Source organism: Acidimicrobiales bacterium (genome assembly GCA_036273495.1).
Lineage (GTDB): Bacteria > Actinomycetota > Acidimicrobiia > Acidimicrobiales > JAJPHE01 > DASSEU01.
Genome location: DASUHN010000409.1, coordinates 1 through 6,012 on the forward strand (window position 1 = coordinate 1; position 6,012 = coordinate 6,012).

General features: G+C 70.7%; 4 protein-coding genes. All 4 read left to right on the plus strand.

Going from position 1 to position 6,012, the window contains the following annotated elements:
- A partial coding sequence (locus VFW24_17795; protein HEX5268622.1) for a hypothetical protein occupies positions 1-1,554 on the plus strand: 1,554 nt, incomplete at its 5' end.
- Entirely contained in the window at positions 1,554-3,815 is a 2,262-nt protein-coding gene (locus VFW24_17800; protein HEX5268623.1) for an ABC transporter permease, read from the plus strand. The genes VFW24_17795 and VFW24_17800, both read left to right, overlap by 1 nt.
- Entirely contained in the window at positions 3,812-5,425 is a 1,614-nt protein-coding gene (locus tag VFW24_17805) for an ATP-binding cassette domain-containing protein (protein ID HEX5268624.1), read from the plus strand. The genes VFW24_17800 and VFW24_17805 overlap by 4 nt, the downstream gene beginning before the upstream one ends.
- Positions 5,426-5,427: 2 nt before the next feature.
- Positions 5,428-6,012 (plus strand): hypothetical protein (locus tag VFW24_17810; GenBank protein ID HEX5268625.1); only part of this gene is annotated, 585 nt, incomplete at its 3' end.

A 6,012-nucleotide genomic window follows, 5' to 3' on the forward strand; every position in this document is an offset into this window, starting at 1 on the left:
GGCGGGGTCGGGGGGTCGGGTGGCACCGCGGCCGGCGGCGGGGGCGGAGCCACGGCGGGCTCCGCCGCGTCGGGGGACACCTCCCACTGCGTCGGCGGCCGCGAGTTCGACCCGGCCATCGACTACTACGCCCCGCCCTGCACCCCGGGCACGATCGGGGCCGCCCTGACCAGCAACGGTGGCGCCACCTACGCCGGGGTCACCGGGAACCAGATCGTGCTGGTCGACTACCTCACCAACTACGGCGCCGAGGTCAACACCATCCTGCAGGCCGAGGGCCTGTACGAGAGCTACCAGGCGGGCGTGGCGCTCGACGCGGCGTGGCAGAACTTCATCAACAGCCACTACGTGATGTGGGGCCGCAAGGTGAAGATCATCCCCTACCAGGGCCAGTGCCAGTCGGTGCCCCCGAACTACTCCTGTCTCCTGGCCGAGATGGACTCGATCGTCAGCCAGTACCACCCCTACGGGGTGATGTGGTCGACCACGTTGTGCTCGGCGTGTTACGCCCGTCTGGCGCAGGACCACGTGGTGGCGTGGGGAGGCGTCGGGTTCTCGGACGGCTTCATGAACGCCAACCAGCCCTACGTGTACGGAGCGGGCCAGGGCATGTCGTCCAGCCGGATGGAGACCGACTTCGCCAGTTGGTGGTGTCACCAGATGACGAGCGCGCGCTCGACGCGCAAGGTGAGCTTTGCCCTGTCCCAGAACCCGGCCCAGAACTTCAACGGCCAGAAACGGGTGCTGGGGGTGATCTCCACCAACGACCCCGACAACGAGAACACCGCCAACGGCATCCTGCAGAAGGCGCTGCAGCAGTGCGGGGACGGGTTCAACCCCGACTACAACGGTCAGCACCACTACTACTTCTACGCCCAGGACATCAACACCGCGGCCCAGCAGGTCGAGGCCGGCATCTCCGCCATGGACACCCCGACCAACCCGGCCACGGACGTCCTGTGCCTGTGCGACCCGGTGGCCCCCGCCTTCCTGTACGAGGGCGAGGCCAGCCACAACTACTGGCCCGAGAACGTGATGGCCGACGTCCAGGGCATGACGACCGACCAGACCAGCCAGTCGTACATGTCGGGCCTGGGCTGTCCCAACAAACCGTGCGAGTACTCGAACGCCTTCGGGTTGTCGTCGGCCTGGCCCTACCCCGCCCAGAGCCAGTCGGCGGGGGCCAAGGTCTTCGCGGCGGGGGCCAAGGGCGGGAGCCTCCCCGTGACCCCACTGACCGCCATCGGGTTGTGGGAGGACTGGAACATGATGGCGTCGCTGATCGAGAACACGGGGCCCAGCCTCGACCCCACGCGCATGATGGCGGCGTCGGGGTCGATGGGTACCCGCGGTGGCGGTCCCTACGCCACCACCGGGCTGGGATCCGGCGACCACACCTGGGTCCAGGACGCTGAGCTCGTGTACTGGAGCCCGACCAAGACGTCGCAGTGGAACGGCTCGCCCGGCACCATGGTCCCGATCGAGGGCACCCGCTTCAGCACCAACTTCCCGACGCTGCAGTCACCGCCGATCCCGGCCCAGGCCCAACGCTGATGGCGGTCGCGCTGCGGCGCCGCTACGACCAGGTCCACCGGCAGTACGAGCAGGCCCGCGGCCTGCTGGTGGGCCCGGGCCGGCTCCGCCAGTTCGGCCGCGACTTCCTGCTGGCCCTGGTCTTCGTCATCGTCGTCGAGCTGTGGTTCGGGACGTCGCCGGCCAACCTGATCCACGGGGTGAGCCTCGGGGCGCTGTACGGGATCATCGGGGTGGCGGTGATCCTCATCTACCGCACCGCCCGCATCATCAACTTCGCCGCCGGCGCCATCGGGGCCCTGCCCGCCATAATCGCCCTGCTCCTCGACGTGCAGAAGCACGTGAGCTACCTGATCTGCCTGCCGATAGCCCTGCTCGGGGGCGCCCTGGCGGGGGGCCTGAGCGACCTGTTGGTGATGCGGCGGTTCTCCCGCGTGCCCCGGCTGATCGCGACCGTCATCACCACGGGCGTGGCCTACAGCTGGGCCGTGCCCGCCTTCTTCGTCCCGACCTGGTTCGGGCAGAAGGGGGCCGAGGTCTCGCTCGTGCCGACCCCGTGGCAGACGTGGGTGATCCACAACGGCCGGGGGGAGCCCCTGCTTACCGGCAACGAGGTGGCGGCGCTGGTGGTGGTGATCGGCATGACCGTCGGGCTCAGCGCCTTCCTGCGCTACACGCGGATGGGCATAGCCCTGCGCGCCCAGGCCGAGAACGCCGACCGGGCGTCGCTGCTCGGCATCCCGGTCAAGCGGGTGGCCACGGTGGCCTGGATCCTGGCCGGGGTCCTGTCGGCCATGGCCATCTTCTTCTCGGCGCCGCTCATCGGGGTCCCGAGCGACGCCACTCTCGGCTTCCAGACCCTCCTCTACGCCCTGACGGCGGCGGTCGTGGCCCGCATGGACCGCCTCGGCCTGGCGCTGGGCGCGGGCATCGGCGTCGGCGTCCTCATCTACTCGACGATCGCCACCACCGGGGACAACAGCACCGCCGAGGGCCTGATGGTGCTGGTGATCATCGGCGCCCTGCTCCTGCAGCGGCGCAGCTTCGCCCGGGCCCTCGACACCGGGGAGGGCACCTGGCAGACGGTCAAGATGTTCCGGCCGGTCCCCACCGAGCTGCGCCACCTGCCCCAGGTGGCGATCGGGCGGATCGCCGTCCTCGGGACGTGGGCGGCGGTGATGGTGGCCCTCCCGTTCGTGATCGGGGCGGCCAACCTCCCGTACCTGCTGCTCCTCCCCCTGTACGGGATCGTGGCGGTGTCGCTGGTGATCCTCACCGGTTGGGGGGGCCAGATCAGCCTCGGCCAGTTCGGCCTGGTCGGGCTGGCCGCCGAGGTGGCGGGCGGCCTGATCGCCAACCACAACATCGACTTCTTCCTGGCCCTGGCCATCGGCATCGGAGTCGGGGCGGTGGCGGCGGTGATCATCGGGCTGCCGGCCGTGAGGATCCAGGGCCTGTACCTGGCGGTGACGACGCTGGCCTTCGGCTTTGCCGTGCAGTACTACCTGATGAACACCCACTACTGGTTCGGCCGCCATCTCATGCCGTCGGGCCTGTCGGCCCACGTCTCGCTTCCCCAGCTGTACAAACGGGTCCAGCTGGCGGACTCGCTCGGTGCGCCCAACAAGACGTTCTACTTCGTGTGCCTCGTCGTGCTCGCCATCTGCATGGTCGGGGCGCTCTCGTTCCGGCGCCTGCGCAGCGGGCGGGTGCTGATCGCCTCCCGTGACAACCAGCGCGCCGCCCCGGCGTACACGATCAACCTGGCCCGGACCCGCCTGGCCGCCTTCGCCATCTCGGGCGGTATCTGCGGGATAGCGGGGGTGCTGTTCGTCTACGCCCAGCGCAACGTGGTGCCGGGGACGTACGACTACTTCTACGGGAGCATCGCCGTGTTCCTGGCCACGGCCGTCGCCGGGATGAGCTCGATCGGCTTCGCCGTGTTCGGCACCATGACCCTCGAGGCGACGGTGGCGTTCGGTCCCCGCCTCTACGACCTGCTCGGCTCCACGTGGTCCCAGGTGCTTCCCCTCCTGCTGGTCGGGCCGCTCCTGATCCTGTCGCTGTACCAGTTCCCCGCCGGCACGGCCGAATGGGCCTACGGGCTGCGGGACAACTGGCTGCGGCGGCTGGCCAACCGGAACAACATCCTCGTGCCGTCACTGGTGGCCGACCGGCGGGTGGAGGCCCAGGCCGACGTGGACGTGATCCGCCGGGCCGAGGAGAGCGTCGAGGAGGTCGAGGCCACGGTCGTGGGCGCCGGGACGGGGGGCGGACCGTGACGATCCTGGCGTGCGAGGGCGTCGACGTCGCCTACGACCGGGTCCAGATCCTGTTCGGGGTCGACATGGAGGTCGAGGAGAACGAGATCGTGGCCCTCCTCGGCACGAACGGGGCGGGCAAGTCCACCCTGCTCAAGGCCATCTCGGGTCTCGTCGATCCCATCGGCGGCCGCATCGTCTTCGACGGCCAGGACATCACCCATGCCAACGCGGTGACCACCGCCAAGATGGGCATCGTCCAGGTCCCGGGGGGCAAGGCCATCTTCCCCACCCTCACGGTGGCCGAGCACTTCAAGGCCGGGACCTGGCTGTACGCCCGCGAGGACCCGGGCGAGGTCCGTTCCCGGACGGAACGGGTGCTCGACCTGTTCCCGCGCCTGCGCGAGCGGTGGGACCAGATGGCGGGGAACCTCTCGGGCGGCGAGCAGCAGCAGCTGGCCCTGGGCATGGCGTTCGTGGCCAAGCCCCGCCTGCTGATCATCGACGAGCTGTCGCTCGGCCTGGCCCCGACGATCGTGGAGCAGCTGCTCGACATCGTCCGCGCCATCCACGCCGGCGGGTGCACGATCATCCTCGTCGAGCAGTCGGTGAACGTGGCGCTCACCGTGGCCGAGCGGGCCTACTTCATGGAGAAGGGCGAGGTCCGCTTCTCCGGCCCCACCGCCGAGCTCCTCGAACGGGGGGACATCCTGCGCTCGGTCTTCCTCGAGGGGGCCGGTTCGGTGAACGGCGGGGCGGGGGGCGCCCAACCCGCCGGTCCCGCCCGCACCCGGGCCCGGGCCGGGTCCCCGGCCGGCAAGACCCCCAAGGACGCGCCCGCCGTCCTGGAGGTCGACGGGCTCACCAGGCGCTTCGGCGGCATCACGGCGGTGAACGGGGTCAGCTTCACCCTCCACGACGGGGAGATCCTCGGGCTGATCGGGCCCAACGGCGCCGGGAAGACGACCATCTTCGACCTGCTGTCCGGGATCCTGCCGTCGGACAGCGGCCGGATCCGCCTCCAGGGCGTGGACATCACCGAGCTGGGTCCCGACCGCCGCGCCGCCATGGGCCTCGGGCGCTCGTTCCAGGACGCCCGCATCTTCCCGTCGCTGACCGTGGCCGAGAACATCGCCGTCGGCCTCGAGCGCCACATCGAGACGCGCGACCACCTGGCCTCGCTGCTGGCCCTGCCCGCCGTGCTCGAGTCCGAGCGCGACGTCGCCTACACCGTCGACGACCTGATCGAGCTGATGAACCTCCAGGCGTTCCGGGACAAGTTCGTGTCCGAGCTGTCGACCGGAAGCCGGCGCATCGTCGACCTGGCCATGGCCATCGCCCACGATCCCTCCGTGCTGCTCCTCGACGAGCCCAGCTCGGGGATAGCCCAGCGCGAGACGGAGGCGCTGGGCCCGCTGCTCCAGCACATCCAGGCCGAGACCGGGTGCGCCATGCTCGTGATCGAGCACGACATGCCGCTGATCACGTCGGTGTCGGACGAGATCATCGCCTTGGACCTCGGAACCGTGATCGTCCAGGACCGGCCCGAGGTGGTGATCACCGACCCCCAGGTGGTGTCGTCGTACCTGGGGGGAGATGCCGCCGTCATCCAGCGCTCGGGTCGGGCCTGACCGTGCGCAGGTGGCCGGTCGGCGCCGTCACCGGCCTCGGCGCCCTGGCCGCCCTCGGCGCCGCCGCCCCGCCGGCGGCCGCCTTGACCCCGGCCCGTACGGCGTGGTGGAACGAGGCGCCGCTCGGCATCGTGGTCTCCCCGTCCCCCGTGCGGCCCGACCAGCTGATGGTGGCCGAGGGGACCGCCGCCCCCCAGGCGGTGGCCGCCGTCTACTACGCGGTGACGCCGGCCTCCGGCGCCGGGACACCGAGCACGATCTCCGCCACCTTGCGGATGCCCCTCGACACCGGCTCGTCGGTCGGCACGCCCGCTGTGGCGGCGTGCCCGATCCAGCCGGCGGCGGCGGGGTGGCAGAAGGGCGGCGGGCAGGGCGGAGCGCCGCCGGCCTACGACTGCTCGAACGGAAAGGCGGTCACCGGGCAGCTCTCGAGCGACGGCGGCTCCCTCGTGTTTGCCCTGACCCCGGCCCAGGAGCAGGCGGGCAGCGCCGGCGTGTTCGACCTGGAGCTGATCCCGACGGCGCCGACGCCGTTCCAGGCGGTGTTCGACCCGCCGGGGAACAGCGACTTCACCGTGACCCCGCCC